Raw genomic sequence first — 23,836 nt, forward strand, 5'->3', positions numbered from 1 at the left:
CTTTTTGTGCAGGTATGGCAGAAGGCAAATTGAAAGTACATAAAGGAGAAACCCCTCATGAAGAAGAAATTCATCAGCCTGGCTCTTGCGGTCATGGTGCTGCTGAGCATTTCTGGCTGTGCGATGTCCACCCCGGCCAGCGTGGGCAGTATCGGCGGCGTTGACATTCCGGCCGGCATCTACCTGCTGGCGCAGTACAACGCCTACAACACGGCCGCCGGCGTGGCCGATCTGGCTACCGGCGAGACCGCCAACGATGTCAAGGCCGTGCTCAAGGCCCAGTGCACCGGCACCATCGGCGATGAGGAAGTCACCACCGACGGCGCAGACTATGTCAGCCGCCTGACGCTGCGCAGCCTGCAGTATTATGCCGCCGTTGAGAAGAAGTTCGACGAACTCGGCGGCACGCTCGAGGATGCCGCCACGTCGGAAGCCGCCCAGACGGCGGATTCGCTGTGGGAGTCCAACGGGGATCTCTACACGGCCAACGGCATCAGCAAGAGCAGCCTCGAAACCTACCTGCTCAACTCCCAGAAGGCCCAGGCCTGCCTGGAGCTGATCTACGGCGAGAACGGCACCGAGCCGGTCTCCACCCAGGATTACAGCGATTACATTGCCGACAACTGCTATTATCTCGAGACGGTGCAGCTGCCGCTGTTTGACCAGTCCACCTACGCCTACGCGACGGAGGACCAGAAGCAGCAGGTGAGCGAGATTGCCGACGAGTGCCGCGACTATCTGGCCGCCGCCACCTCCGAGTCGGCGCTCTACCTCGCCGCCATGCAGTATGTGCCCGAGGCGTTCACCGCGATCGGCAGCTCGACGGATTCCAGCCAGGCGCTGTACTATGCGGCCAGCGGCCTGTACACGCCGGACGACCTGGCCAGCTATGACGACGGCACCGGCAACAACACCCTGATCAATGCGGTGGAGCAGGCCGGGTTCGGTCAGTGGACCACCGTCGATCTGGGTCTGAGCTATGTGGTGGTGCGCGCCATCGACCCGCTGGAATACGGCACCGTTGACGAGTATGTCAGCAACTACAACCTGCTCGATGCGATGAAGAGCAGTGAGCTGCAGAATCAGCTGTATGCGGAAGGCGCCTCGATGGAGAACGGACTCTCCGCCAGTGCGATGAAGACGTACAGCGCCTCCAAGATCAAAAAGACTGTCTAAGGAACTCGCAGGGCCGGAGCGGTGCATATCCAAAGCACGCCCCGGCCTTTTTGGACCACAGAATGTAAAAAACGATCGGAATAAAGGGGATGTTACCTATGACGGACTGGAAACGGCGTACCTGTTCGGCGGCTCTGGCCGCCTGTCTGCTGCTCGGCACGGCCACCCCGGCGCTCGCGGCGCCGGCCCAGGCGGAGCCGACGGGCTTTGTGGAAACGCTGATGGAGATCCCGGTGCTCGGGGATCTGGTGCGGCTGCTGACCGGAGGAGGCCAGCGCGGCGATGCCACGCCGGAGACCGCCACCCCGGAAACCGCCACCCCCGAGACGGCGACGCCGGAATCCGCCACACCGGAAACGGCGCCCACGCCGCTGCCCGGCACGCCGGCCCCCACCGCCGCCCCGGGCCAGACGACGCCCGCCCCCTCGATTCCGCTCTGGCCCGCAGGCTGGATGACCGGCGCCCCGGTGCCGGGAGCCCGCTACCCGGCCGGAAATGCCCAGACCGAAGCCCGCACCAATGCCACACTGTGGGGGCCGGTCGCGCTCTCCAACGGCACCACCCTGCAGGCGGCCAGCCGTGAGGAAACCAACCTCGGCGACCTTGCCGCCGACGCGGCTGCCCTGGCCGCGGCATCCTCCGACGCCTGGAACCGGTCGGGCAACACGCTGCCGCTCGTGGCGGTGCTGGACGGCGCCAGCCTGACCGGCACCGTGGAGGCCGGTGTGGACCTCAACACCGTTGCCCAGGCCGTCCGGGACGATACGCTGGCCCTCGTCGTGATTGACGGCGCCAAGCTGCGCGACCTGCTCAATGTCTCGCTGGAAGGGATGCTGGATTCCCAGAGCAGCGGCTACGGCGGCTATCCCCAGGTCAGCGGTCTGCGCTTCACCTGGAAGAGCGCGGGCGGGGAACCCCAGGTGGACAGCCTCTGGCTGGCCGACTCCGCCTCGGCAGACGGCCGCGCCGTCACTGCCGACACCCGCCTGGCGCTGGTCCTGCCCGCCGGACTGCTTGAGCGGTTCGGCCTCAACACCGCCGAAAACCTGCTGGCAGACAGCGGCCTGACCCTCCGCGGCGCCATCACGGCGCTGCCCGCCAATGCGGATGCCGATACCCTCACGGTCCTGCTCAGCCGCCAGGGCAGCGTGGGACGTTCGCTCCCCGTCAACGCCGGGTCCTACACGGGCACGGTCTGCCTCGGCACCGGCTATGCCAACCATACCATTCACTTCCTGCTGGACGGTACCCCGATGACGGCGGTCGCCGATGTGTCGGGCAATCTCTGGCTGGAATACCTGACCCCGGGTTCCCATACCTTCCGGATGCAGGCAGGGGAGCCGGGCTACTACCTCAGCAACATCACCTTCATCGGCACGGCGGACGGCACGCCGGTCATGGTCTCGTCGGTCCCGGCCGCCTCTGACGGCGGGGTTGTGGTGCAGCCCACAGCCACCCCGCAGCCGGTCGTCACTGCGGCCCCGGCCGCACCCCAGGCAAACAGCGCCGAGACGCGGCAGGAGGAACCGTCCCAGACCGTGACGGCCACCCAGACCCCCGCGGCTGCGGCCGTGCAGCCCACGGCGGCCCCCGCTGCCAGACAGCAGACCAAGAGCACCCGCACGCCGGCGCCGGTGCAGGACCCCTCGGCAGGCACGCTGATCGGCACCACCCCGATGCCGACGCTGGAACCCACCGAGGCCCCCGAACCGACGGCGGAGCCCACCCCCGATCCCGAGGAGACCGAGCGCCGTGAGGAAGCGGCCCAGACCAGCAGCAAACTGCCGCTGTACACGGCGATTGTGCTGGGCCTGGTCTGCGTGGCCGTTGTGGCCGTGCTGCTGATCCGCCGCGGAACCGCCGGCGGACAGAGCGGCGAATCCTACCATCGCAGAAAGAACCGGAAATAATCCATACCGCGGGCAGTGCAGTGTTCCTTTGCCCGACATTGAGGGAGGAAAAGGAATGACAGATTCCCGTTGGAAAAATCTTTTTTTGGAAGTGATCGGCTGCCTGATCTCGGCGGCGGGTCTGTACAGCTTCGCCGTCGCGGCGGAGGTCCCCGTCACCGGCGTGGCCGGCATCGGCGCCATCCTGTACCGGCTGTTCGGACTGCCCATCGGCGTGACGAACATTCTGATCAATGTGCCCATCGTGCTGGTCTGCTTCCGGCTGCTCGGCAAGGACTTCTTCCTGCGCAGCGTGCGGTGCATGATCCTCTTCGCGGTGTTCACCGACTTTCTGCTGCCCGCGCTGCCCGTCTATACCGGCAACCGGATGCTCGCCACCCTGTGCGGCGGCGTCATCAGCGGCATCGGCGACGCGCTGATCTATATGCAGAACTCCAGCACCGGCGGCCTGGACTTCATCACGATGGCCATCAAGGCCAAGCATCCGCATATGCCGTTCGGCAACCTGACCTTCGGCGCGGCGCTGGCCGTCATCCTTGCCAACGGCCTGGTCTTCCACGATGTGGATTCCATCATCTACGGCCTGATCTTCAACTTCCTGGCCTCCTACATCATCAACCGGATGATGTTCGGCTTCAACGCCTGTATGGTGGCCCTCATCGTCACATCGGACGGCCCGGCCATCTGCGACATGATCGGCCGCACGGTGGACCGCGGCTCGACGATCCTCAAGGGATTCGGCGGCTATGCGCAGGATGAGCGGGATGTCGTCATGTGCGCCTGCAGTTCCAAACAGCTGTACATCATCAACCGGGAAGCCAAACGCCTGGACCCCGGCAGTTTCATCGTCATGCTGCAGGCCAACGAGGTGGCGGGCGAAGGATTCCGCCGCCTGGAACTGGGCGGCAGCGGCGGCGCGGAATAACCGCCGCAAAAACCGCGTTTTGTCTTGCAAAAGGCAGGGCACCGCTGTATAATATATTGTCAGACAATAGAGAAAAGGGGAGTTACTATGGAAACGATGGGCAGCCTGCGCCGTACCGATTACTGCGGCGAGGTCAGCATGGCCGATGTGGGCCGGCAGATGACGGTCTGCGGCTCCATTGCCCGCGCCCGGGACAAGGGCGGCATCATCTTTGCCGACCTGCGGGATACCACCGGCATTCTGCAGCTGGTCTTTGATGAGGATACGCCGAAGGATGTCTTTGCCAAGGCGGAGAGCCTCAAGAGCGAATATGTCGTGATCTGCCGCGGCAGCCTGCGCGAGCGCGCTTCCAAGACCGATAAGATCGCAACCGGCGACGTGGAGCTGTATGTCAGCGAGCTGCGCATCCTCAGCGAGGCCCAGACCCCGCCGTTCGAGCTGCGCGACGGCATCAACGTCAACGATGACCTGCGCCTGCGCTACCGTTATCTGGACCTGCGCCGTCCGTCCATGCACGAACCGATTGTGCTGCGCAGCAAGATCATGCAGATCATCCGCAGCTATTTCACCGACAATCATTTTACCGAGATCGAGACCCCGACCCTCATCAAGTCCACGCCGGAAGGTGCGCGTGACTATCTGGTGCCCAGCCGTGTGCAGCCCGGTCATTTCTATGCGCTGCCCCAGAGCCCGCAGATCTACAAGCAGCTGCTGATGCTCTCCGGCTTTGACCGCTATTTCCAGATCGCCCGCTGCTACCGCGACGAGGACCTGCGTGCCGACCGTCAGCCCGAGTTCACCCAGGTGGATGAGGAGATGTCCTTTGTCACCGAGGACGACATCATGACGATCAACGAGGGCCTGCTCAAGCGTCTGTGGAAAGAGATGCTGGGTGTGGACCTCAAGACGCCCTTCCAGCGCCTGCCCTGGGACGAGGCGATGGGCCGCTACGGCTCCGACAAGCCCGATACCCGCTTTGGCCTGGAAATCTGTGATGTGACCGACCTGTTCGACGGCACCGACTTCAAGCCGTTCGCCGACGCCGTGGCCGCCGGCGGCACGATCCGTGCGATCAACGCCAAGGGCCTGGCCGATCAGCTGAGCCGCAAGAACATCGACAAGCTGGGCGACGTGGCCAAGACCTACGGCGCCAAGGGCCTGGCGTTCAGCCGCATCACGGCGGATGCCACCTCCTCGAGCTTTGAAAAGTTCCTCACCCCGGAGGAAAAGACCGCCCTGTACACCGCCCTGGGCGCCGAGACCGGCGACGTCATCCTGATTGTCAGCGATGCCGACTGGGTCAAGGCCTGTACGGCGCTGGGCCAGGTCCGTCTGGAGATCGGCCGCAAATACGGCCTGATGAACCCCGACCAGTTCAACTTCCTGTGGGTGGTGGATTTCCCGCTCTTCGAGTACAGCGAGCAGGAAGGCCGCTGGATGGCCATGCACCATCCCTTCACGCTGCCCAAGGCCGAGGACATCGACAAGGTGGAATCCGATCCCGGTGCCTGCCATGCCGTTGCCTACGACATCGTGCTCAACGGCGTCGAGATGGGCGGCGGTTCGATGCGTATCAACGACCCGGTCCTGCAGGACCGGATGTTCAAGGCCCTCGGCTTCACCGAGGAGCGCGCCCGCAAGAACTTCGGCTTCCTGATGGATGCCTACAAGTACGGTGCGCCGCCGCACGGCGGTATGGCCTACGGCCTCGACCGCATGGTCATGCTGATGCTCAAGCGTGACAACATCCGCGACGTGCTGGCCTTCCCGAAGGTGCAGAACGCCAGCGAACCGATGTCCGGCGCCCCCGACGTGGTGGACCCGCAGCAGCTCAAGGACCTGTCCATTGCGCTGACCCTGCCGGAAGACAAGGCCTGAGTTTCACTCTTCCTCATACAGTAAAAACGCCCTCCCCATCCGGGGAGGGCGTTTTTTTACAGCGGGCAATCAGGCCGACGGGGGTGTACCGTCCTCCTGCGGGGGCGGATCGGCCGGCCGGGCAGCGGCTTTGGCAGCCTTGGCGGCGCGCCGACGGCGCCGGCCCCGCCAGAACAGCAGGATCACCGCCAGCAGCATCAGCAGGAACGGCCAGATGCGCAGCAGCGCCAGCACGGTCTCCTCACAGAAGGAGATCAGGTTGCGCAATCCCTGGCGGAACGCCTGGGCAACCTTCTCGCCGAAGGTGACCGTCGTGGGGGTCAGTTCCCGCACCTCGTACAGCGAGATCTCGACGGTGGAATAGCTGACCTGGTTTTCCAGCTGGCGCATCTGACTGGTGTACCGCTCGATCTCATACTGGACATCGGACAGCTGGCTCTCGATCTCCAGCAGGTCGGCGGTGGTGTCGGCCTGGTCGGCCAGCTCGTTGAGCCGGGTCCGCTGGTTTTCCAGCGCCGTCAGCCGGGCCTCCACGTCGATGTAATGGTCGGTCACATCCTCGGCACGCTCGGTCAGGTTCTGAACGCTGCCGGCCTCCCCGGCGGTGGTCAGGAACTCCCGGTACCGGTCGGCGGGAATCCGGGCGGTGTAGTCCGCGTACCGGCTGGCATAGTCGGCGCTGCCGCCCTGGTTGGTGTTCTGCAGGTAGCCGCCGCAGTCGTCCACGGCGGCGAGCAGTGCGTCGCGGGAAGCGTCAAAATCGTTGGTCTCCATCGTCATCGAAGCGGTGTAGATGATTTTCAGATCCTCCGACAGCTGGGACGGGTCGAGCAGCGAGTCGGCGTTGACCGGGGTTCCGCCGTTCGAATCCGCCGTGGTACTTTCCGCAGCGGATTGGTAGGTGCTTGCCGTGGTGGAGGCAGCATCGGTGGCGCCGGAGGAGGCACCGCAGCCGGCCAGCGAGAGCGCCAGCGCCGCGGCCGTTGCCAGACAGAGGGTCCGGGACAGGGAAGGGCACAGTTTCACGGGAAGTCACACTCCTTTGCAGTTGAAAAGCCGGTTTCCTTTTCACCACTATAACACGGAAAAGTGCCGCTGTGCGTTACACTTTGATGTCAAAAAAAGACGGAACATTCCATTTGCGGAATGTTCCGTTCTGTCGTTTCTCTCTTACTTCTGGCCCAGCCGGCGGATCTCGTCGTTGTCGGCAAAGGCCACGGCCTGGTAGCCGGCATTCTCCAGCGTGCCGAACTGCTTGCCCAGCTTTTTGGCCTGGGGCAGTACCGTCACGTCATAGTCGGCGCGCAGCGTCTCGGCCTTGGCCAGAACCTGCGCAAAGTCCGCTTCCTTCAGATAGAGCAGCGCCATCCGCGGCTTGGCGCCGGGAATCTGGTAGCCCTGCTCAAGCAGAATCCCGCAGACCCGCTCGAACCCGATCGAGAAGCCCACCGCCGGCACCTGCTGGCCGATGAACTTGCCCACCATGTTGTCGTACCGGCCGCCGCCGGCCACCGCGCCGGAGAACTGCGGGCAGGTCACCTCAAAGACCATGCCGGTGTAGTAGCCCTGTCCGCGCACCAGGCTGGGCGCATAGGCAATGCCGTACCGGTCGCCCGCAATGCGGCGGGACACCTCGATCACATACCGCAGATCGGCCGTCAGGGCCTCGTCGCCCACCCGGGCCGCCACGGCATCCAGGCTGAAATCCCCCGCCCGCAGGAAGCTGTCCAGCGCCTCCACGGCGTCGGCGGCAAAGTTCTTTTCCAGCAGCTCGGCGCGCACGCCGTCCGCCCCGATCTTGTCCAGCTTGTCAAAGCTCACGCAGACCGAATCCAGATCCGCCTCGGCAAAGCCCATCTTCTGCAGCATGGCGCGCAGGATGCGGCGGTCGTTGATGTTCACGGTAAAACCGGTAAAGCCGATGCGCAGCAGCGCCCGGGCCGTCACGTCGATCAGCTCCACCTCGGCGTTGGGGGACGAATCGCCCAGAATGTCAATGTCGCACTGGACAAACTCGCGCAGACGGCCCTTCTGGGGGCGCTCGGCGCGGTAGACGCGGTCGGTCTGGATGACCTTGAACGGCACCGGCAGCTCGTTGCGGTTCGCCGCATAGTACCGGGAAAGCGGCAGCGTCAGGTCATAGCGCAGTCCCATGTCGGACAGCGCCTTCTCATCGCCGCTGCGCAGCGCCGCGGCCAGCTTGTCGCCCCGCTTGAGCACCTTGAAGATCAGATTCAGGTTGTCGCCGCCGTCCGATTTGTCCAGGTTCTCCATATCCTCCAGAATCGGCGTCGAGATGCGCTGGAACCCCGCCGCACGGTAGGTGGCCAGGATCTCCCCCTGAATGTAGTCCCGCAGTGCCTGTTCGCGCGGCAGCAGATCGCGCATTCCCTTCAAAGGCTGAACTTTCATGACTTTCCCTCCGGATTGTATTTTATCCAATATTTTTTACAAATTGGAATAAGATGGTTCTGTGTAAATATTATCATATCCGCCTGCCTTCGTTTTGTCAACCAAATCCGGGCATACTATCGTCAAAGGAGACGAGTGTATGCCACAAAAGACAGGAAATCCCAAAGTGCTGGCCGCCGGTGCGGCGGTGCAGCTGCTCACCGGCATCCCGGCCGCGTGGGGCATCTTTCAGAGGCCGGTCTGTGAGACCTACGGCTTCAGCGGGGGACAGGCCTCCCTGGTGTTCGCGGTGCTGGTGGCGGGCTACGGCATCGGCTGTGCGGTGGGCGGTTTTGTGCAGGACCGCCGTTCCCCGCGGTTTGCGGCGCTGTGGGGCACGGCGCTGCTGGCGGGGGGCAGCTTTGCGGCCGCCTTTCTGCCGCAGGGGCGGATTGTGCTCTTCCTTCTGGGGTACAGCGTCCCGGCGGGGGTGGGCAGTGCCTTCCTGGCCCCGGCGGTGCTGGCCTGCGCCCAGAAATGGTACCGTAACCGCAAAGGTCTGGCCACCGGCGTCAGCGGGGCGTCGATGGGCCTCTCGGGCGCCTTCCTCACCCTCTTTGTGCGGGGCATCGCGGGGCGGTGGGGCATGCGGGTCTGCTTCGGGGTACTCGGGGCCGTGGTGCTGGTCGTCTGCGGACTGTCCGCTGCGGTGCTGGTCAATCCGCCCCAGGACGGCCCGGCCCCGCAGCAGGGGATGGGACCGCGCCAGATGATCCGCACTTCCCAGTACCGGCTCTGTGTGGCCGGCATCGCCCTGGCGGCGCCGCCCGTGCTGCTCTTCAGCCCCGAGATCCTCTCACTGGCCGCCGACCGCGGTCTGCCCGAACAGTGGGCGCCGGTCTGTGTGGCGCTGGGCAGTGCGGCCAGTGCGCTGGGCCGGCTGCTCTGCCCGGCGGCCAGCGACCGGCTGGGCCGCAAACCGGTGCTGTACGGCGTCTATGCGGGGCTGGCGGCGGGATCGGCGGCGCTGGCCTTTGCGCAGGGATGGTGGTTCCCGGCGGCCTACTGTACCCTGACCTTCTTTTATTCCGGCGGGGCGGCCGTCCAGCCGGCACTCAACACCGACCTGTTCGGCCTGGCCCACGCCGGCGTCAACTACGGGCTGACCGCCCTCGGCATGAGCGCCGGCAGCCTGCTGAGCTATGCGGGCAGCCAGCTGCTGCCGCTCTCCGCCCGGCACATTCTGGCGGGCATCAGCGCGGGGGCGGGCGGTGCCTGCTTCCTCTTTGTAAAACCTTTGCGGCAAGGTTGCAAAGACCAGGGGAAAAGGGTACAATAAAAAGATAATTTCCCGGGTCCCGCGCCCTGGCAGCGCGGCGGACCCTGTTTCCCGGAGGTATTGTTCCAGCCATGCAACAGAATCTTTCCCGCCTGACGTCGTCCTCCGCCACGGCCTTCCTGTGTGCGGTGCTCTGCGTCTACCCGCTGTACATTGATCGGTTCTCCAACCTCGGCGTGACCAAGTTCACCGGCTGCTTCACGCTGTTCCTGCTCTTTTCCCTCTGGCTCGGCGCCTGCACCGCCATCGGGGCCCATGCCCCCGCCGGCCGTTACCGGGCGGCACGCCGCGACCTCACGCTGTGGGGCGTCGCCGCCTTCGTCGTGACCACGCTGGTCTCGACGGTCTTTTCCCTCTCCAGCCTCTCCTCGGTCTGGGGTCTCGGCGGATACTACGGCGGCCTCATGATGGTCCTCTTCACGGCCGCCGGGTACTGGTGTATCCGCAGCTATGCCGATGCCGGGGACTTCGGCTTCCTCACGCTGGGCGTCGGCGTCACCAGCTCCCTGGTGGCGGTGTTCTACCTGCTCAACATCTTCAACATTGACCTGATCGGCACCTATGCCAACACCGCCGTCGTCGAGCGCGCCCAGTTCTTCTCCACGCTGGGCCAGAAGGACTTCAATGCCAGTTTCTTTGCCGTGACCCTGCCGCTGGTCTTCTACGCCTTCCTCTTTGCGCCGACCCGGCGCCGGGCGGCTGCCGCGGGCGTTCCGGCCTTTTTCGGGGCGCTGGCGCTCGCCATCGTGGACTCCGAAGCGCTGACCCTCGGCATTGCGGCGGCGGCCATGGTCATGGTCTGCCACCGGGATTTCACCACCCGCCAGCTCCGCAGGACCGCGCTGGTGGCGGCGGCCTTCTTCGGCTGGGCCTGGACCATGCATCTGCTGCGCGCCAGCGTCTACACCCAGGGCGGCACCGCGCTGCTGGCCAAACTCGGCGATCCCCGGGTCGCCCTGCCCGGGGCGGCGGTCTGCCTGGTTCTGTGGGCCCTGCTGGCACTGCGGTCCCGGAGCGGCCGGGCCGAGGTCTCGCTCTGCCTGCCCGGCCGGGTGCTGACTGGCGCCGTCCTTGTGCTGGCGGTGGCGGCCGTCGCCGTGGCCAACTGCCTGCCGACGCTGCCGCTGCCCGGACGGCTGCACAACCTGCTCGTCTTCAGCGATGACTGGGGTACTTACCGCGGCACCGCCTGGCGGATTGCCTTCTCGACCTGGGCGGACGGCTCCTGGTGGCGCAAGCTCATCGGCGTGGGCCCCGGCATGATGCACGAGGCCGTCGCCGCCTGGGCCGGGGACGCCGTGACGCCCCGGATGAACACTTTCTATGCGGCCCACAACGAGTATCTCGAACAGCTGCTGACCACCGGCCTGCTGGGTCTGGCCGCCTGGGTCCTGCTGATCGCGGCCCATCTGCGGCGGGGCTTTGCCAACTGGCAGCGCCCCGGCGTGGCTCCGGTCCTGCTGGCACTGTGCAGCTACCTGGCCCAGTCGGTGGTGTCCATCCGGGTTTCGATGGTCTTCCCGCTGGTCATGCTGCTCTTCGGCCTGCTCACCGCCTTCACGTCTCCCAGCTTACCGGCGCCGTCCGAACGCCGCCCCGCCGGCCGGAAACAGCATCCCCCCAAACCGCTGACCCGGCGGCAGCGTGTGGTGCGCTATGCCAAGATCACCGCCGCGGCCATTGCGGGCATGGCGGTGTCGGGCGCGCTGTCCGGCCTGCTGTTCTGGTTCCTGCTCTGACCGGCGCAAAAATTCTCAAAATCTGCCCGTTGACAGAAGGAACCACTTGAAAAAACGCTGTCTATACCGTATAATGTTCTTAGCTGTGAAAAGCTTCACAAAAATGTAAAGGAGAGAAAATTATGATCGAATACTCCGCACAGGTCAAGAATATGTGCCCGATCACAAAGGGTCCCAAGCACGGTCCCGCCCCCATCCCCGAAGAGGGCGAGTGGGTCAAGGCCTATAAAATCGAGGACATCAGCGGCTACACCCACGGTGTGGGCTGGTGCGCTCCCCAGCAGGGCACCTGCAAGCTCAGCCTGAACATCAAGAACGGCATCATCGAAGAAGCCCTGGTCGAGACCATCGGCTGCTCCGGCATGACCCATTCCGCCGCCATGGCGGGCGAGATCCTGCCCGGCAAGACCATTCTGGAAGCGCTGAACACCGACCTGGTTTGTGACGCCATCAACGTCGCCATGCGTGAGCTGTTCCTGCAGATCGTTTACGGCCGCAGCCAGACCGCGTTCTCCGAGAACGGCCTGCCTGTCGGCGCCGGCCTGGATGACCTGGGCAAGGGCCTGCGTTCCATGACCGGTACCATCTTCTCCACCAAAGCCAAGGGCGTCCGTTACCTGGAACTGACCGAGGGCTACATCCTCAAGACCGCGCTGGACAAGGACAACCAGGTCATCGGCTACCAGTTCGTCCGTCTGGGCAAGATGATGGAAGACATCCGTCACGGCAAGGACCCGAAGGAAGCCTACGAGAAGAACATCGGCACCTATGGCCGCTTCTCCGCCGAGCAGGGCGCCGTGAAGTACATCGACCCGCGCGAAGAATAAGAGAGGGAGGATAACAAACTATGGCAACTTTTGAATCTCAAGAGCGTCGTATGCCCAAGATCAATGCCTGCCTCGAAGCCAACGGCCTCGAGAGCCTGGACGCCTGCAACGAAATGCTCCTTGCCAAGGGCATTGACTGCGACAAGATCATCCGCGGCGTGCAGCCCATCTGCTTTGACAACGCTGTCTGGGCGTACACCCTGGGCACCGCCATCGCCGTCAAGCGCGGCCTGAAGAGCGCCGCCGAGTGCGCCGCCGCCATCGGCGAAGGCCTCGAAGCCTTCACCATCCCCGGCTCTGTCGCCGAGCAGCGTCATGTCGGCCTGGGCCACGGCAACCTGGGCGCCATGCTGCTGCATGAGGACACCCATTGCTTCTGCTTCCTGGCCGGCCACGAATCCTTCGCCGCCGCCGAAGGCGCCATCGGCATTGCGCGTACCGCCAACAAGGTCCGCAAGACCCCGCTGCGCGTCATCCTGAACGGCCTGGGCAAGGATGCCGCCATGATCATCAGCCGCATCAACGGCTTCACCTACGTCAAGACCGATTTCGATTTCAAGACCGGCGAAGTCAAGGTTGTTGAGACCATCCCGTACTCCGACGGCGAGCGTGCCGCTGTCAAGTGCTACGGCGCCAACGACGTCCTGGAAGGCGTTGCCATCATGAAGATGGAGGGCGTTGAGGTCTCCATCACCGGCAACTCCACCAACCCGACCCGCTTCCAGCATCTGGTCGCCGGCACCTACAAGAAGTGGGCGATCGAGAACGGCAAGAAGTACTTCTCCGTCGCTTCCGGCGGCGGCACGGGCCGTACCCTGCATCCCGACAACGTGGCCGCCGGTCCTGCCAGCTACGGCCTGACCGACTCCATGGGCCGTATGCACGGCGACGCCCAGTTCGCCGGCTCCTCCTCCGTGCCTGCGCACGTTGAGATGATGGGCCTGATCGGCGCCGGCAACAACCCGATGGTCGGCATGACCGTCGCCTGCGCTGTTGCGGCTTCTCAGGTCAACAACGGCTGATCTGCGATACCTCAAAACCAAAGCCCCGCGCTCTGCCTGGCAGAGCGCGGGGCTTTTTGTGTCCTGCAAAAAAGGGGAAGGCGCCTTGCCTTCCCCCAAAGATTTCAGTTTTTCAGTGCCTGCATCGGGGCGGGAATCCGTCCGCCGCGGTGGATCATCACGTCGGGCTTGAACTTGCTGATCGGCATGATGGGCGCATGGCCCAGCAGGCCGCCGAAGTCCAGCACGTCGCCGGCCTTGTGGCCGATGGCGGGGATGACGCGCACGGCGGTGGTCTTGCTGTTGACCATGCCGATGGCGGCTTCGTCGGCAATCAGGGCGCTGATGACCTCGGCGGAGGTATCGCCGGGGATGACCACCATGTCGATGCCCACCGAGCAGACCGCCGTCATGGCCTCGAGCTTTTCCAGCGTCAGGCTGCCGCAGGTCGCCGCCTTGATCATGCCGTCATCCTCCGAAACCGGGATGAAGGCGCCGGACAGGCCGCCCACATGGTTGGAGGCCATCACGCCGCCCTTCTTGACGGCGTCGTTGAGCAGGGCCAGGCAGGCCGTCGTGCCGCAGCAGCCGCAGCTCTCCAGGCCCATCTCCTCCAGAATGTTGGCGACACTGTCACCGATGGCCGGCGTGGGCGCCAGCGACAGGTCAATGATGCCGGCCGGCACGCCCAGCTCCTTGCTGGCCAGGTTGGCCACCAGCTGGCCCAGACGGGTGATCTTGAAGGCGGTGCGCTTGACCAGCTCGGCCACCTCGTCCATCGGGGCATCCTTGGGCAGCTTGGCCAGCGCGGCGCGGACCGCACCGGGGCCTGAAACGCCCACATGAATCTCGCAGTCCGGCTCGCCGGGACCGTGGAAGGCACCCGCCATGAACGGGTTGTCCTCCGGCGCGTTGCAGAACACCACGAGCTTGGCATCGCCCATGCACATGTTGTCCCGGGTCAGCTCGGCGGTCTGCCGCACAACCTTGCCCATCATGGCCACGGCATCCATGTTGATGCCGGACTTCGTGGACCCCACGTTGACACTCGAGCAGACCAGGTCGGTCTCGGCCAGGGCGCGGGGGATGCTCTCCAGCAGGCGCACATCGCCCGCCGAAAATCCCTTGTGCACCAGCGCGCCGTATCCGCCCACAAAGTTGACGCCCACGGTTTTGGCGGCCGCGTCCAGCGTCTTGGCATACCAGACCGGGTCGGCGTCCGGCGCGGCGCCCAGCAGCATCGCAATGGGCGTCACGCTAATCCGCTTGTTCACAATCGGAATCCCGTAGTCGGCGCTGATCTTGTCCACGACCGGCACCAGATTGCCGGCCAGACGGATGATCTTGTTGTAAATCTTCTCACAGGCCTTGCGCCCGTCGGGATCAATGCAGTCCAGCAGACTGATGCCCATCGTGACCGTGCGCACGTCGAGGTTTTCCGCCGTGAGCATGTTGATGGTTTCCATGATGTCGCCGCTGTTCAGAATCTTCATGCTGCGGCCTCCTTACACCTTGTGCATCGCGTCAAAGACTTCCTGGCGGGTCAGGGTGACCTGCATGCCCATCTCCTGACCGAGCGTTTCAAAGCGGGCCCGCATCTCGGCGGGTTCCACGGTGCAGTTCGTCGTGTTGACCAGCATGATCATGCAGAACATCTCCTGCAGAATGCTCTGGGTCACGTCCTCCACATTGATATTCAGTTCGGCACAGACGGCGCTGACCCGGGCAATCACGCCCACGGTATCCCGTCCGATCACGGTGATAACGGCTTTCATATAAGCTCCCCCTTTGTGTGCTCTGTGCGGCAGATCCCTTCTCCGGCTCGACGCACCCGTATTTTGTCGTTTTCATTATAACAGACTCTTTGGGGTTTGAATAGCGTCAAATTGCCGGAAACTGCGATAATTGGAAAAATATGATCACAATAGATAAAACTATGTAAAGATTATGAAAAGATTTTGGCCAGACCTATTGAAAAAAACGCCGGTCTACTTTATACTGGTTTTGTGTGAATTCATTCCGCGCATAAACGGAGGCCTGTGTGTGAAAGACTTTTATAAGGCGATGGAGAACCTGATCTGGGTCACGCAGCTGGGGCTCTCTCTTCTGCTTCCGCCGGTCTTTTTTCTCGGGCTTGCGCACTGGCTTGTGACCCGCTGGGGCTGGCCCGTCTGGGTCTGGCTGCCGGCCATCCTGCTGGGGCTGGCCACGGCGGCCGTCACCTTCCGCAGCTTTGCCGCCCGCTGGCTGCGGGACAGCCGCCGCGACGCCGAACATCGCCCGTCCGGGTTCAACCGTCATTAACCTGACAAGAGGTCCATCCATGAAATTGCAGCCTTCTTCCCGTAAAGAACTCAAAGTGATTGCCGCGGGCACCCTGGCGTGCTCCGCGGTGATGGTACTGGTTTTTGTCGTCCTTCATGTGGCCGGCGTATACCGCACGGCGCTGTGGCAGGTCGTGCTCAGCGCGCTGGTGGGGTCTGCGGTGGCCATTCTCAATTTTGCGGCGCTCTGCTTGACCGTGCAGAAGGCGGCCGAGAAATCCCAGGATGCGCGATTCGTCCATACCTGCGTCCAGACCAGCTACACGGCGCGCCTGGCATTGCAGGCGCTGTGGTGCATTGCGGCGTTCGTGGCCCCGTGTTTCCAGGTGGTGGCAGCTGCCCTGCCGCTGCTGTTCCCCCGCGTGGCAATTTATTTCCAGCAAATCAAAGAGCGCAAGCGCCCGGAAGCCGCGCCGGCTTCCGCCGCGCAGCAGGGAAACCCCCTGCCGCCCGAACAGGAGAGGTGATGCAACCGATGGATATTTCCATTAACGGCGCAAAAATTCTACACACCTTCACGGATGTGCCCATTCTGGGGACCGTGAACATCACCCAGACACTGGTGGTGAGCTGGCTGGTCATGGCCATCATCACGGTGGGATGCGTGGTGCTGGGGTCGGGCCTCAAGGTGACCGGCATTTCCCGCAAACAGGCTGTGGCCGAGATGATCTACCACGCGCTCATCAATTTTGTGCGCGGCAATATGGGTCCCAAGTTTGACCGCTATATTCCGCTGGTAGGCACCATCTTTGTGACCAGTGTGGTCTCCAACCTGATCAGCCTGCTGGGCATCTGGAGCCCCACCGCCGACCTGATGACGGAAATCGGCTGGGCCCTGGTGGTCTTTGTGCTGATTACCTACCACAAAATCAAGGCCAGCGGCCTCGGCGGGTATCTCAAGGGATTCCTTGAACCGGTGTTCCTGCTCGCGCCCATCAATGTGGTGTCGGAGTGCTTCACCCCCATCAGTATGGCCTGCCGTCACTTCGGCAACATTCTGTCCGGCACCGTCATCAGCGGTCTGCTCTACACCGCGCTGGCCGCCGCCAGCTATGCGCTGTTCCACCTGCTGGGCTCCAATGTGGTGGCTGCCGCGGCGGTGCTGCTCATCGGCGTTCTGCTGCTTGTGCGGGCGCGCCGCAGCAAGGCGGCGGGCGGCAAGGCCAAGGGCAGAATCCCCGGCATTGTGCTGACCGTGCTGGGCGTGCTGGCGCTGCTGACCGTTGTCACCGGCGGCCTGGCTGCCGAGTTCCCCTGGCTGGACATCGGCCTGCCTGCCATCATCAGCTTCTATTTTGACTGGTTCGGCGGCTGCATCCAGGCGTTCATCTTCTGTACGCTGACCACCATGTTCATCAAACAGGCCGCCGGGGAGGACTGATCCCTCCGGTGCCTGCAAAAAACCAAGTAAATCATCAAATTTTTAGGAGGATTACACCATGGATTTCACGATTTTAGCAAAAGGTATTGCTCTTGCCGGCTGCGCCATCGGCGCAGGTCTCGCCCTGATCGCAGGTATCGGCCCCGGTATCGGCGAAGGCAACGCGGCCGCCAAGGCCTGTGAAGCCATCGGCCGTCAGCCCGAGTGCAAGGGTGATGTGACCAGCACGCTGATCCTCGGCGTCGCCCTGGCCGAAACCACCGGTATTTACGGCTTCGTCACCGGCCTGCTGCTGATCTTTGTCGCGCCCGGCATGTTCATGAACTTCCTGGGCTGATCGGCATCCGCAGCACCCGACGGAAGGAGGTTCCCGAATGTCCGTTGTTTACCAGTCCCTTGTGGCAGTGGAGCCTATCACACTGATCTGCACGATCTGCAACCTCTTCATTCAGATGTTCATCATCAAGAAGTTCTTTCTGAATAAGATCAAGGCGGTCCTCGACGAGCGCCGCAAGGCTGCCGATCAGGAGATCACCGCGGCCCAGGCTGCCCGCGAGGAAGCGCAGGCCATGAAAGCCGAGTATGAGAAGGACATGGCCAACGCCAAAGCCAAAGCCAACGAGATCGTAGTCAATGCCCAGAAAACGGCGGCCGCCCGCAGCGAAGAGCTGGTGGGAGAGGCCCAGGCCCAGGCGGCCCAGATCCGCCGCCAGGCCGAGGCGGACATTGAACAGGAGAAAAAGACCGCCATCAACAGCCTGAAGAATGAGATCGGCGGCATCGCCATGGAGATTGCCTCCAAGGTGGTGGAGCGCGAGATCAGCGAGAAGGATCATCAGGATCTGATCGACGAATTTATCCGGAATGTAGGTGAAGCATCGTGACCGATCTGGCAAAGCGCTACGGCGACAGCATCTTTGATCTGGCCGCGGAAGAGCACCTGGAAGAGCGTCTGCTCAACGAGCTGGACTGCGCTGTCCGCTGCATCTTCGCCGAGCCGGAGTATCTCAAGCTGCTGTGCACCCCGAGCGTTCCCAAGAAGGAGCGCACCGCCCTGCTGGATGAAGCGTTTGGCGGGCAGATGCATCCGTACACCGTCAATTTTCTGAAAATTTTGTGCGAGCAGAACGCCATCCGCGAACTGTCGGCCTGTGCGCGGGAATACCGTACCCGCTACAATCAGGCGTTCGGCATTCTGGAGGTCTGTGCCGTGGCGGCCGTGCCGCTGCGGGAGGAAAGCCGGCAGAAGCTCATTGCCCGACTTGCCGAGAAAACCGGCAAAAAGATTGACCTGACCGTCCGGGTGGACCCCGGCGTTCTGGGCGGCATCCGCCTGGACCTGGCCGGTACACGGCTGGACGGCACCGTCAGCCATCGCCTCGAAGAGCTGCGCGCCGAGATTTCCGAAGTGGTTTTGTAAAACAGTCAGGGGGACGCCGGGCGGCGCTCCCCAGTATGAGAATGAGTGGTGAAACAAACCGTGCAATTAAAACCTGAACAAATTTCCAAAATCATCCGTTCGCAGATCAAGCACTACCAGAATGCCATCGAACAGAGCGAGACCGGCACCGTCATCATGGTGGGCGACGGCATTGCCCGTTCCTCCGGCCTGGACAACTGCATGGCCGGCGAGCTTGTGCAGTTCGAGAACGGTGAGTACGGCATGGCCCAGAACCTGGAGGAGAACTCCGTCTCCATCGTTCTGCTGGGCTCCGATGCCGGCATCAAGGAAGGCAGCGTGGTCAAGCGCACCGGCAAGGTGGTGTCTGTCCCGGTCGGCGAAGCCATGATCGGCCGCGTTGTCAACGCACTGGGCCAGCCCATCGACGGCAAGGGCCCCATCGAGACCCAGGAGTTCCGCCCCATCGAGAGCCCGGCTCCCGGCATCATCGACCGCCAGCCGGTCAAGGAACCCCTGCAGACCGGCATCAAGGCCATCGACAGCATGATCCCCATCGGCCGCGGCCAGCGTGAGCTGATCATCGGTGACCGTCAGACCGGCAAGACCGTCATTGCGACGGATACCATCATCAACCAGAAGGGCAAGGATGTCATCTGCATCTATGTGGCCATCGGCCAGAAGCAGTCCACCGTCGCCAGCCTGGTCGAGAACCTCGAGCGCAACGGCGCCATGGAGTACACCATCGTCGTGGCCGCCACCGCGTCGGAACTGTCGCCCATCCAGTATATCGCCCCCTACTCGGGCTGCGCCATGGGCGAGTACTTCATGAACAAGGGCAAGCACGTCCTGATCATCTACGACGACCTGTCCAAGCACGCCGTCGCCTACCGTGCCCTTTCGCTGCTGATCCGCCGTCCGCCGGGACGTGAAGCATACCCCGGCGACGTCTTCTATCTGCACAGCCGTCTGCTCGAACGCGCTGCCAAGCTCAGCGATGAGAAGGGCGGCGGTTCGCTGACCGCACTGCCCATCATCGAGACCCAGGCCGGCGACGTTTCGGCGTATATCCCGACCAACGTCATCTCCATCACGGACGGCCAGATCTTCCTGGTCACCGAGCTGTTCCACTCCGGCATCATGCCCGCCGTGGACCCCGGCATCTCGGTCTCCCGTGTCGGCGGCAACGCCCAGGTCAAGGCCATGAAGAAGGTGGCCGGCACCCTCAAACTGATTTACTCCCAGTACCGCGAGCTGCAGGGCTTTGCCCAGTTCGGCTCCGATCTGGACAAGGATACCAAGGCGCGTCTGGCCCAGGGCGAGCGCATCGTCGAAGTGCTCAAGCAGGACCGCAACTCGCCGGTTCCCGTCGAAAAGCAGGTCGCCATCCTCTATGCCACCATCAACGGGTTCCTGACCGAAATCCCCGTCGATCAGGTGGCGGAGTACGAGCGCAGCCTGTATGAGTACCTCGACGCCGACGCCGCGGCCATCCAGGCCATCGAGCCCATCCGCACCACCGGCGCCTGGAGCCCCGAGATTGAGGCAGCCCTCAAACAGGTGCTCACCGCGTTTACCGAGCAATTCCGCGCATCACGCTAAAAGGAGGTCACAGGCATGGCAGGATCGATGAAGGAGATCAAGCTGCGCATCAAGAGCGTAGAGAGCACCATGCAGATCACCAAGGCCATGGAACTGGTGGCATCCTCCAAGCTGCGTCACGCCAAGGAGCGGGTCGAACAGAGCCGCCCGTACTTCCAGACCCTTTACCAGACCCTGATCGAGATCGCACAGGGAACGGCGGATTTCTCCAGCCCCTATGTGACCCGGCGGGAACGGAAAAAAGTCTGCTATATTGTATTCGCGGGGGACCGCGGCCTTGCCGGCGGCTACAATTCCAATATCTTCAAGGCCGTGGCCGCCGATATGCAGGACGATATGCCCCACTGTGTGCTTCCCATCGGCAAGAAAGCCGTCGAGCACTACGAGAACCACGGCGAGGAACTGGTCAGCCGCCGGTTCCAGATGGTGGGGGACATCTCGGTCAGCGACTGCTTCGACATCGCACATCTGGTCTGCCAGAAATACCTGGCCGGTGCCTTTGACGAGATCAAGATCGCCTACACCAGTTTTGTCTCGATGCTGACCCAGACGGCGACGGTCATGCCGGTGCTGCCCTTTGAGGCGCTGCCCGCTGAGGACGGCAAGCCCCGTCCCACCCTGATCGAATACGAACCCGACGAGGAAACCGTCTTTGATGCCATCATCCCCGAATATCTGGCCGGCGTGGTCTACGGCGCCATGTGCGAAAGCGTGGCCAGCGAGCTGGGTGCGCGGCGCACCGCGATGGATGCCGCCACCAAGAACGCCACCGAGATGATCGACAATCTGAACCTTTACTACAACCGCGCCCGCCAGGCCGCCATCACGCAGGAAATCACCGAGATCGTGGCCGGCGCCGGGGAATAAAAGGAGTGAATTCAATGCCAGAACAAAACATCGGCAAGGTGATTCAGGTCACCGGGCCTGTGCTGGATATCCGGTTTGAGGACGGCAAGCTGCCCGCGCTGCTCAACGCCATCGAACTGGACAACCACGGCCACAAGGTCGTGGTTGAGGTGGCGCAGCATATCGGCGACAATGTCGTGCGCTGCATCGCCATGTCCAGCACCGACGGCCTGGTCCGCGGCGCCGACGCGGTGGACACCGGCGGTCCCATCACGGTGCCTGTCGGCGAGGAATGCCTGGGCCGTGTGTTCAACCTGCTGGGCGAGCCCGTTGACAACAAGCCCGCCCCCAAGACCGACGAGCGGTGGAGCATCCATCGCCCGGCGCCCAGCTTTGAGGAGCAGGAATCCAACACCGAAATGCTGGAAACCGGCATCAAGGTCGTTGACCTGATCTGCCCCTACGCCAAGGGCGGCAAGATCGGCCTGTTCGGCGGCGCCGGCGTCGGCAAGACCGTTCTGATTCAGGAACTGATCTACAACATTGCCACCGCGCACAACGGCTACTCGGTCTTTACCGGTGTCGGCGAGCGCACCCGTGAGGGCAACGACCTCTACGGCGAAATGACCGAGAGCGGCGTCATCAACAAGACGGCGCTGGTCTACGGCCAGATGAACGAGCCGCCGGGAGCCCGTATGCGCGTGGCGCTGTCCGGCCTGACCATGGCGGAGTATTTCCGCGATGTCAAGAACCAGGACGTGCTGCTCTTCATTGACAACATCTTCCGTTTCACCCAGGCCGGCTCGGAAGTCTCGGCGCTGCTGGGCCGTATGCCCTCCGCCGTCGGCTACCAGCCCACCCTGGCCACCGAGATGGGCGCCCTGCAGGAGCGCATCACCTCGACCCGCAAGGGCTCCATCACCTCGGTCCAGGCCGTCTACGTTCCCGCCGACGACCTGACCGACCCCGCCCCGGCCACCACCTTCACCCATCTGGACGCCACCACGGTTCTGAGCCGTGAAATCTCCTCGATGGGCATCTACCCGGCCGTTGACCCGCTGGATTCCACCAGCCGGATTCTCACCCCCGAGATCGTCGGCCAGGAACACTACGAGGTTGCCCGTGCGGTGCAGCGCGTGCTGCAGCGCTACAAGGAACTGCAGGACATCATCGCCATCATGGGCATGGACGAACTGAGCGAGGCCGACAAGATCACCGTCAACCGCGCCCGCAAGGTCCAGCGCTTCCTGTCCCAGAACTTCCACGTCGCCGAACAGTTCACCGGTATGCCCGGCCAGTACGTCCCCCTCAAGGAGACGCTGCGCGGCTTCAAGATGATTCTGAACGGCGAATGTGACCAGATTCCCGAAAGCTGTTTCCTGATGTCCGGCACCATTGACGACGTGTTTGCCAAGGCCAAGGCTCAGGCCTGATGGAAGGAGGGCAGTATGGCGACCTTCCATTTGAAGATCATGACCCCCGACGGCACCGCTTATGAGGGCGAGGTCGTCCGGGTAGTCTGCCGCACCATCACCGGTGACCTGGCCATCCTGGCCCGCCACACCGACTACTGCACAGCGCTCGGTATGGGGGACGCCCACATCGTGCAGGAGGACGGAACCTCCCGCCATGCCGCCTGTATGGGCGGGATGCTCAGCATGATCGACGGCGAATGTCATCTGCTGGCCACTACCTTCGAGTGGGCCGACCAGATCGACAAAGCCCGCGCCGAGGCCAGCAAGGCCCGCGCCGAGGAGATCCTGGCCCGCAAGAACCTCGACCGCCGCGAGATGGAACTCGCGCAGGCCCGGCTCAAGCGCGCCCTTGTGCGCACCAGCGTGGCCAAGTAAACGGCAGATCAATACAAAAAGAAGCCCGGCACAGCGTTTGCTGTGCCGGGCCTTTTTGTGGCTGATCGGGAAATCCGGGGTTCAGCGGCCGCCATGGTGCTGGCCGGAACCGCCGTTGTGGCTGCCATAGCGGTTGCCGTCGTGGCTGCCGTCATGGTCGTGCTCCTGCAGGCGTGCCTGGGTGCCGTCGCAGGCAGGCTGTTCCTCACTGCGGGGGCATAGGCTGGAGCAGGCATAGGTGCAGACGCGGGTGCGCAGGCTCTCGTACTGGCAGAAATCGGGAAATTCGGCGGCATCCGCGGGCGCCTGAAGCACCACCGGACAGACACACTGGGCGGCAGCGCTCAGCGGGCAGGCGGCGAACAGCAGCAGCGGCAGCATTGCGGCGAAAATCTGTTTGCGCATCGCAATTCCTCCTTGCAAAGCATCTGGGGCAAAAGCCGGTGAAGATTCCTTATAAGAAAAGTGTATCACGCCGTTCCCCGGCTGTCAACCGCGGCCGGCGTCCCCTCCGTAGGACATCGGGCCTTTGGGGGTCACGGGTTTGTCGGGCGGGTACTCGCCCTGCATCTTGGCTTCCATCCGGCTCAGCCTCGCTTCCAGTTCGCTGATCCGGTTGCTCACAATATCGGGCAGGGCCTGCTGGTCCAGGTCGTCGGCGGGGCAGCACTTGATGTTGCCCACCCGCACCACTTCGGCCGGTACGCCGACCGCCGTCGCATTGGCGGGCAGATTCTTCAGCACGACGCTGCCGGCACCCACCCGGACGTTGTCGCCGATGTAGACGGGGCCCAGAACCTTGGCGCCGGCGCCCACCAGCACGTTGTTGCCCAGCGTGGGATGGCGCTTGCCGGTGTCCTTGCCGGTGCCGCCCAGCGTCACGCCGTGGTAGATCGTGCAGTTGTCGCCGATCTCGGTGGTCTCGCCAAAGACAATGCCCATGCCGTGGTCAATGAAGAGCCGCTCGCCGATCTTGGCGCCGGGATGAATCTCGATGCCGGTCAGATGCCGGGCAAGCTGGCTGATGAGCCGCGCCAGGAAAAACCATTTGTGCTGATAAAGAAAATGTGCGATCCGGTGCGTGACCAGAACGTGAAAGCCGGGATACAGAATGATGACCTCCGCCACATTGCGAGCCGCGGGGTCTTTGTCCCGGATGTTTTTTGCATCTGCCCAAAGTCCCATGAAACCTCAGTTCCCTTTCCCTGCATTGAAGTTTAGATAGAGAAATCATAGCACAAACCATGG

The 23,836-nt window shown here is 63.3% G+C and carries 24 protein-coding genes; 18 read left to right on the top strand and 6 right to left on the bottom strand.

Annotated features, from left to right (window positions below; all coding sequences use genetic code 11):
- The first annotated feature begins 57 nt into the window (after positions 1-57).
- From U0L91_RS05890 to aspS, 4 genes are all read left to right on the top strand, one after another.
- Positions 58-1,176, top strand: coding sequence for a hypothetical protein (locus U0L91_RS05890; protein ID WP_330045268.1), 1,119 nt, complete (start codon positions 58-60; stop codon positions 1,174-1,176).
- Positions 1,177-1,274: 98 nt separating this feature from the next.
- Positions 1,275-3,086, top strand: coding sequence for a 5'-nucleotidase C-terminal domain-containing protein (locus U0L91_RS05895; protein WP_330045269.1), 1,812 nt, complete (start codon positions 1,275-1,277; stop codon positions 3,084-3,086).
- 55 nt (positions 3,087-3,141) lie between these two features.
- Entirely contained in the window at positions 3,142-4,011 is an 870-nt protein-coding gene (locus U0L91_RS05900; RefSeq protein ID WP_330045270.1) for a YitT family protein, read from the top strand.
- 87 nt (positions 4,012-4,098) lie between these two features.
- Positions 4,099-5,889: an aspartate--tRNA ligase gene (aspS, locus tag U0L91_RS05905; RefSeq protein ID WP_330045271.1), complete on the top strand. Its 1,791-nt coding sequence runs from the start codon at positions 4,099-4,101 to the stop codon at positions 5,887-5,889.
- Positions 5,890-5,958: 69 nt separating this feature from the next.
- On the opposite strand, the gene U0L91_RS05910 is transcribed toward aspS, so the two are convergent.
- Both U0L91_RS05910 and hisS read right to left on the bottom strand, forming a co-directional pair.
- Entirely contained in the window at positions 5,959-6,915 is a 957-nt protein-coding gene (locus tag U0L91_RS05910; protein ID WP_330045272.1) for a DUF4349 domain-containing protein, read from the bottom strand.
- A gap of 144 nt (positions 6,916-7,059) precedes the next feature.
- Positions 7,060-8,301 carry a histidine--tRNA ligase gene (gene hisS, locus U0L91_RS05915; protein ID WP_330045273.1) on the bottom strand — a complete coding sequence of 414 codons (1,242 nt, stop codon included), beginning with the start codon at positions 8,299-8,301 and terminating at the stop codon, positions 7,060-7,062.
- A 139-nt stretch (positions 8,302-8,440) separates the two neighbouring features.
- Between hisS and U0L91_RS05920 the strand changes: the two genes are divergently transcribed.
- The 4 genes from U0L91_RS05920 to U0L91_RS05935 all read left to right on the top strand — a co-directional run bounded on the left by U0L91_RS05920 (position 8,441) and on the right by U0L91_RS05935 (position 13,207).
- Entirely contained in the window at positions 8,441-9,619 is a 1,179-nt protein-coding gene (locus tag U0L91_RS05920; protein WP_330045274.1) for an MFS transporter, read from the top strand.
- A 71-nt stretch (positions 9,620-9,690) separates the two neighbouring features.
- Positions 9,691-11,358 carry an O-antigen ligase family protein gene (locus U0L91_RS05925; RefSeq protein ID WP_330045275.1) on the top strand — a complete coding sequence of 556 codons (1,668 nt, stop codon included), beginning with the start codon at positions 9,691-9,693 and terminating at the stop codon, positions 11,356-11,358.
- 125 nt (positions 11,359-11,483) lie between these two features.
- Positions 11,484-12,185, top strand: a complete 702-nt coding sequence (locus U0L91_RS05930) for an iron-sulfur cluster assembly scaffold protein (protein ID WP_330045368.1) — start codon at positions 11,484-11,486, stop codon at positions 12,183-12,185.
- 20 nt (positions 12,186-12,205) lie between these two features.
- Complete coding sequence (locus U0L91_RS05935) at positions 12,206-13,207, top strand: GGGtGRT protein (protein ID WP_330045276.1); 1,002 nt, start codon at positions 12,206-12,208, stop codon at positions 13,205-13,207.
- A gap of 104 nt (positions 13,208-13,311) precedes the next feature.
- Here U0L91_RS05935 and U0L91_RS05940 read toward each other — a convergent pair whose 3' ends face one another.
- Both U0L91_RS05940 and U0L91_RS05945 read right to left on the bottom strand, forming a co-directional pair.
- Positions 13,312-14,679, bottom strand: a complete 1,368-nt coding sequence (locus tag U0L91_RS05940; protein ID WP_330045277.1) for a PFL family protein — start codon at positions 14,677-14,679, stop codon at positions 13,312-13,314.
- A gap of 12 nt (positions 14,680-14,691) precedes the next feature.
- A complete protein-coding gene (locus tag U0L91_RS05945) occupies positions 14,692-14,961 on the bottom strand; it encodes an ACT domain-containing protein (RefSeq protein WP_330045278.1) in 270 nt (89 codons plus the stop codon).
- A gap of 268 nt (positions 14,962-15,229) precedes the next feature.
- On the opposite strand from U0L91_RS05945, the gene U0L91_RS05950 reads away from it, so the two are divergent.
- The 10 genes from U0L91_RS05950 to atpC are packed head-to-tail and all read left to right on the top strand — an operon-like array spanning position 15,230 to position 22,588.
- Positions 15,230-15,490 carry an AtpZ/AtpI family protein gene (locus U0L91_RS05950; protein WP_330045279.1) on the top strand — a complete coding sequence of 87 codons (261 nt, stop codon included), beginning with the start codon at positions 15,230-15,232 and terminating at the stop codon, positions 15,488-15,490.
- Between the two features lie 19 nt (positions 15,491-15,509).
- Positions 15,510-15,977, top strand: coding sequence for an ATP synthase subunit I (locus U0L91_RS05955; protein WP_330045280.1), 468 nt, complete (start codon positions 15,510-15,512; stop codon positions 15,975-15,977).
- A gap of 8 nt (positions 15,978-15,985) precedes the next feature.
- Positions 15,986-16,891 carry a F0F1 ATP synthase subunit A gene (locus tag U0L91_RS05960; RefSeq protein ID WP_330045281.1) on the top strand — a complete coding sequence of 302 codons (906 nt, stop codon included), beginning with the start codon at positions 15,986-15,988 and terminating at the stop codon, positions 16,889-16,891.
- Positions 16,892-16,949: 58 nt separating this feature from the next.
- Positions 16,950-17,228 carry an ATP synthase F0 subunit C gene (atpE, locus tag U0L91_RS05965; RefSeq protein ID WP_330045282.1) on the top strand — a complete coding sequence of 93 codons (279 nt, stop codon included), beginning with the start codon at positions 16,950-16,952 and terminating at the stop codon, positions 17,226-17,228.
- Between the two features lie 37 nt (positions 17,229-17,265).
- On the top strand, positions 17,266-17,775 hold the full coding sequence (gene atpF, locus U0L91_RS05970) for a F0F1 ATP synthase subunit B (protein ID WP_330045283.1): 510 nt from the start codon (positions 17,266-17,268) through the stop codon (positions 17,773-17,775).
- The gene (atpH, locus tag U0L91_RS05975) at positions 17,772-18,311 is read left to right on the top strand and encodes an ATP synthase F1 subunit delta (RefSeq protein ID WP_330045284.1); all 540 of its coding nucleotides are present in this window, start codon (positions 17,772-17,774) and stop codon (positions 18,309-18,311) included. The genes atpF and atpH overlap by 4 nt, the downstream gene beginning before the upstream one ends.
- Before the next feature lie 60 nt (positions 18,312-18,371).
- Positions 18,372-19,892 carry a F0F1 ATP synthase subunit alpha gene (atpA, locus tag U0L91_RS05980; protein WP_330045369.1) on the top strand — a complete coding sequence of 507 codons (1,521 nt, stop codon included), beginning with the start codon at positions 18,372-18,374 and terminating at the stop codon, positions 19,890-19,892.
- 15 nt (positions 19,893-19,907) lie between these two features.
- A complete protein-coding gene (gene atpG, locus U0L91_RS05985; RefSeq protein WP_330045285.1) occupies positions 19,908-20,759 on the top strand; it encodes an ATP synthase F1 subunit gamma in 852 nt (283 codons plus the stop codon).
- A gap of 14 nt (positions 20,760-20,773) precedes the next feature.
- Entirely contained in the window at positions 20,774-22,171 is a 1,398-nt protein-coding gene (gene atpD / locus U0L91_RS05990; protein WP_330045286.1) for a F0F1 ATP synthase subunit beta, read from the top strand.
- A gap of 15 nt (positions 22,172-22,186) precedes the next feature.
- Positions 22,187-22,588 (top strand): ATP synthase F1 subunit epsilon, encoded by a 402-nt coding sequence (atpC, locus tag U0L91_RS05995; RefSeq protein WP_330045287.1) that lies wholly within the window; start codon positions 22,187-22,189, stop codon positions 22,586-22,588.
- 81 nt (positions 22,589-22,669) lie between these two features.
- Here the strand turns inward: atpC and U0L91_RS06000 are convergent, their stop codons facing one another.
- Positions 22,670-22,993: a hypothetical protein gene (locus tag U0L91_RS06000; RefSeq protein WP_330045288.1), complete on the bottom strand. Its 324-nt coding sequence runs from the start codon at positions 22,991-22,993 to the stop codon at positions 22,670-22,672.
- Positions 22,994-23,077: 84 nt separating this feature from the next.
- On the bottom strand, positions 23,078-23,773 hold the full coding sequence (gene epsC / locus U0L91_RS06005; RefSeq protein ID WP_330045289.1) for a serine O-acetyltransferase EpsC: 696 nt from the start codon (positions 23,771-23,773) through the stop codon (positions 23,078-23,080).
- Between the last annotated feature and the right edge of the window lie 63 nt (positions 23,774-23,836).

The organism is Gemmiger sp. (assembly GCF_036306485.1).
In the GTDB taxonomy this organism is placed as follows: Bacteria; Bacillota; Clostridia; order Oscillospirales; family Ruminococcaceae; genus Gemmiger.

What these genes read in the sequence shown, in the direction of transcription:
- U0L91_RS05945 (WP_330045278.1), bottom strand. Translation starts at nt 14,961, where the DNA reads ATGAAAGCCGTTATCACCGTGATCGGACGGGATACCGTGGGCGTGATT.
- atpG (WP_330045285.1), top strand. Translation starts at nt 19,908, where the DNA reads ATGGCAGGATCGATGAAGGAGATCAAGCTGCGCATCAAGAGCGTAGAG.
- atpC (WP_330045287.1), top strand. Translation starts at nt 22,187, where the DNA reads ATGGCGACCTTCCATTTGAAGATCATGACCCCCGACGGCACCGCTTAT.
- U0L91_RS05925 (WP_330045275.1), top strand. Translation starts at nt 9,691, where the DNA reads ATGCAACAGAATCTTTCCCGCCTGACGTCGTCCTCCGCCACGGCCTTC.
- aspS (WP_330045271.1), top strand. Translation starts at nt 4,099, where the DNA reads ATGGAAACGATGGGCAGCCTGCGCCGTACCGATTACTGCGGCGAGGTC.
- U0L91_RS05900 (WP_330045270.1), top strand. Translation starts at nt 3,142, where the DNA reads ATGACAGATTCCCGTTGGAAAAATCTTTTTTTGGAAGTGATCGGCTGC.
- U0L91_RS05940 (WP_330045277.1), bottom strand. Translation starts at nt 14,679, where the DNA reads ATGAAGATTCTGAACAGCGGCGACATCATGGAAACCATCAACATGCTC.
- U0L91_RS05955 (WP_330045280.1), top strand. Translation starts at nt 15,510, where the DNA reads ATGAAATTGCAGCCTTCTTCCCGTAAAGAACTCAAAGTGATTGCCGCG.
- atpF (WP_330045283.1), top strand. Translation starts at nt 17,266, where the DNA reads ATGTCCGTTGTTTACCAGTCCCTTGTGGCAGTGGAGCCTATCACACTG.
- U0L91_RS05935 (WP_330045276.1), top strand. Translation starts at nt 12,206, where the DNA reads ATGGCAACTTTTGAATCTCAAGAGCGTCGTATGCCCAAGATCAATGCC.
- atpE (WP_330045282.1), top strand. Translation starts at nt 16,950, where the DNA reads ATGGATTTCACGATTTTAGCAAAAGGTATTGCTCTTGCCGGCTGCGCC.
- atpD (WP_330045286.1), top strand. Translation starts at nt 20,774, where the DNA reads ATGCCAGAACAAAACATCGGCAAGGTGATTCAGGTCACCGGGCCTGTG.
- U0L91_RS05890 (WP_330045268.1), top strand. Translation starts at nt 58, where the DNA reads ATGAAGAAGAAATTCATCAGCCTGGCTCTTGCGGTCATGGTGCTGCTG.
- epsC (WP_330045289.1), bottom strand. Translation starts at nt 23,773, where the DNA reads ATGGGACTTTGGGCAGATGCAAAAAACATCCGGGACAAAGACCCCGCG.
- U0L91_RS05960 (WP_330045281.1), top strand. Translation starts at nt 15,986, where the DNA reads ATGGATATTTCCATTAACGGCGCAAAAATTCTACACACCTTCACGGAT.
- U0L91_RS05920 (WP_330045274.1), top strand. Translation starts at nt 8,441, where the DNA reads ATGCCACAAAAGACAGGAAATCCCAAAGTGCTGGCCGCCGGTGCGGCG.
- U0L91_RS05895 (WP_330045269.1), top strand. Translation starts at nt 1,275, where the DNA reads ATGACGGACTGGAAACGGCGTACCTGTTCGGCGGCTCTGGCCGCCTGT.
- hisS (WP_330045273.1), bottom strand. Translation starts at nt 8,301, where the DNA reads ATGAAAGTTCAGCCTTTGAAGGGAATGCGCGATCTGCTGCCGCGCGAA.
- U0L91_RS06000 (WP_330045288.1), bottom strand. Translation starts at nt 22,993, where the DNA reads ATGCGCAAACAGATTTTCGCCGCAATGCTGCCGCTGCTGCTGTTCGCC.